Source organism: Devosia sp. (assembly GCF_040509215.1).
Taxonomy (GTDB): Bacteria; Pseudomonadota; Alphaproteobacteria; order Rhizobiales; family Devosiaceae; genus Devosia.
Window position 1 is genome coordinate 1 of record NZ_JBEVLL010000200.1, and the last position, 3,075, is coordinate 3,075.

Below are 3,075 nucleotides of genomic sequence, written 5' to 3' on the forward strand. Positions count from 1 at the left end.
CACCCGCTGGACTGCCCGATCTGCGATCAGGGCGGCGAGTGCGACCTTCAGGACCAGGCCATGGCCTACGGTGTAGATAAGTCGCGCTTCCACGAAAACAAGCGCGCTGTCGAAGACAAGTACATCGGGCCGCTGGTCAAGACCTCGATGAACCGCTGCATTCACTGCACGCGTTGCGTCCGCTTCACCACCGAAGTCGCCGGCATTGCCGAAATGGGTCTGCTTGGTCGCGGCGAAGATGCCGAGATCACCACCTATCTCGAAAAGGCGCTGTCGAGCGAACTCCAGGGCAATGTCATCGACCTTTGCCCGGTTGGCGCTCTGACCTCCAAGCCCTATGCCTTCAACGCCCGTCCGTGGGAGCTGACCAAGACCGAATCCATCGACGTGATGGATGCCGTCGGTTCGGCCATCCGCGTCGATAGCCGTGGCCGCGAAGTCATGCGCATCATGCCGCGCGTCAACGAAGCCATCAACGAAGAGTGGATCTCCGACAAGACCCGCTTCATCTGGGATGGCCTCAAGAACCAGCGCCTCGATCGCCCCTACGTTCGCAAGAACGGCAAGCTCCAGGCCACCACCTGGGAAGAAGCGCTCTCGGCTGTTGCCGCTCGCGTCAAGAAGGCCGGCCACAAGGTCGGCGCCATCGCTGGCGATCTCGCTGCCGTCGAAGAAATGTACGCCCTCAAGGGCCTGCTCGCTTCGATCGGCTCGGGCATGACCGACGTGCGTCCTGCCATGTCCGGTATTGATCCGTCGATGCCGCGCTCGGCCTATATCTTCAATCCGACAATTGCCGGCATTGAAGAAGCCGACGCCGTGCTGATCATCGGCGCCAATCCGCGCAAGGAAGCCTCGCTCATCAACGCGCGCATCCGCAAGACCTGGCGCGCCAAGAACATCCCCGTGGGCGTGATCGGCGAACGTGCCGACCTCACCTACACCTACGACTATCTCGGCGAAGGCTTCGAAACCCTAGTTGACGTGGCTGCCGGCAAGGGCTCCTTCGGCGAAATCCTCGCCAAGGCCCAGCGTCCGATCATCATCGTCGGCGAAGCTGCCGTCTCGCATGCCAACCTCGGCAAGCAGGTCGGCCGCGATGTCATCGCGATTGCCTCCAAGCTCGCTACCGGTGCCAATGTCGCCGAAGGCTGGAACGGTTTCGCGCTGCTCCACAATGCGGCCAGCCGCGTTGGTGGCATCGACATCGGCTTCGTGCCGCATGACGGCGGCGTCTGCTCGGCCGACCAGATCGCTCTGGCCGGCAAGGGTGAACTCGACGTCCTGTTCCTGCTCGGCGCCGACGAATACGACATGTCCGCCATGGGCAAGGCATTCGTCGTCTATGTCGGCTCGCACGGCGACCAGGGCGCACACCGCGCCGACGTCATCCTGCCGGCTGCGACCTACACCGAGAAGTCTGGCACCTATGTGAACACCGAGGGTCGCGTCCAGCAGACCGCCCGTTCCGTGTTCCCGCCGGGCGACGCCAAGGAAGACTGGGCCATTTTCCGTGCCCTTTCCGGCGCCATCGGCAAGCCGCTCCCGTACAACTCGCTGGCCCAGCTGCGTTCGGCCCTCTATGCCGAATTCCCGCATTTGGCCAATGTCGACGAGATCGCTCCGGGCAAGCTGGCCGACCTCGGCAAGCTCGCCAAGGCTGCCATCAAGACCAAGTCGGCGCCGTTCGGTTCGGCCGTCGCCGATTTCTATCTCAGCAACCCGATTGCACGCGCTTCGGCCGTCATGGGTGAATGCGCCGCGCTGGCTGCCGGTCTCCGGCAGGCCGCGGAGTAGGGGACCACAATGGATTTCGTTACTACGGCCCTCGACTATCTGCTCGGCATCCCCTTCCTCGGTTGGGGCGTGCAGATCGGTTTTATCTACAAGGCCCTGGCCTTGCTGGTTGCCCTACTCGTCTTCACGGCCTTCATCCTTCTCGCCGACCGCAAGATCTGGGCTGCCGTCCAGATGCGCCGCGGTCCCAACGTCGTTGGTCCCTTCGGCCTTCTGCAGTCCTTCGCTGACTTGCTGAAGTTCGTCTTCAAGGAGCCGATCATTCCGGCCGGCGCCGATAAGGCCCTGTTCCTGCTCGCGCCGCTGCTGACGGCAACGCTGGCTCTCGCCGGCTGGGCCGTCGTGCCGGTCGACAATGGCTGGGCCATGGCCAATATCAACATTGGCATCCTCTACCTCCTCGGCATTTCCTCGCTCGGCGTCTATGGCGTGATCATCGGCGGCTGGGCCTCGAACTCGAAATACCCCTTCTTCGGCTCGCTCCGCGCCGCCGCCCAGATGGTGTCCTACGAAGTCTCGATCGGCCTCGTCATCATCACCGTCCTGCTCTGCGTCGGTTCGCTGAACCTCAATGACATCGTCATCGCGCAGAAGGAAATGGGTCTCGCCCACATGCTCGGCGTGCCGTGGCTCTCGTTCCTGAACTGGTTCTGGATCCCGCTCTTCCCGATGTTCGTGATTTTCTACATTTCGGCCCTCGCCGAAACCAACCGTCCGCCATTCGATTTGGCTGAAGGCGAATCCGAACTCGTCGCCGGCTTCATGACCGAATATTCGGCTTCGCCCTACATGCTCTTCATGCTTGGCGAATACATCTCGATCCTCCTGATGTGCGCCATGACCACCATCCTCTTCATGGGTGGGTGGGCCGCGCCGATCGATCTGCCGCCCTTCACCTGGATTCCGGGTGTCATCTGGTTCTTCATCAAGCTGAGCCTGGTGTTCTTCATGTTCGCGATGGCCAAGTCCATCGTGCCCCGTTACCGCTATGACCAGCTCATGCGGATTGGTTGGAAGCTGTTCCTGCCACTCTCGCTGATCATGGTCGTGATTGTTGCCTTCGTCCTCAAGCTTACGGGCTGGGGTTGGCACGGAGGAATCGTCTGCTGCGCGCGATGCAACTCGTCAACACGCTCCTGCTCAAGGAGTTCGTATCGGCCTTCTTTCTGGCCATGCGCTACTTCTTCGCGCCGAAGCCGACCATCAACTACCCCTTCGAAAAGGGTCCGGTGTCTCCGCGCTTCCGCGGCGAACATGCGCTGCGCCGCTATCCCAATG

At 62.0% G+C, this 3,075-nt stretch carries 1 protein-coding gene and 2 pseudogenes; all 3 read left to right on the forward strand.

Features of this window, described 5'->3' with window-relative positions; all coding sequences use genetic code 11:
• On the forward strand, positions 1-1,797 hold a 1,797-nt coding region (gene nuoG / locus ABW043_RS11120; RefSeq protein WP_353921275.1), incomplete at its 5' end, for an NADH-quinone oxidoreductase subunit NuoG.
• A 9-nt stretch (positions 1,798-1,806) separates the two neighbouring features.
• Positions 1,807-2,880 (forward strand): annotated as a pseudogene (nuoH, locus tag ABW043_RS11125) (NADH-quinone oxidoreductase subunit NuoH); the annotation flags it as partial.
• Positions 2,881-2,912: 32 nt separating this feature from the next.
• A pseudogene (locus ABW043_RS11130) lies at positions 2,913-3,075 on the forward strand (NADH-quinone oxidoreductase subunit NuoI); the annotation flags it as partial.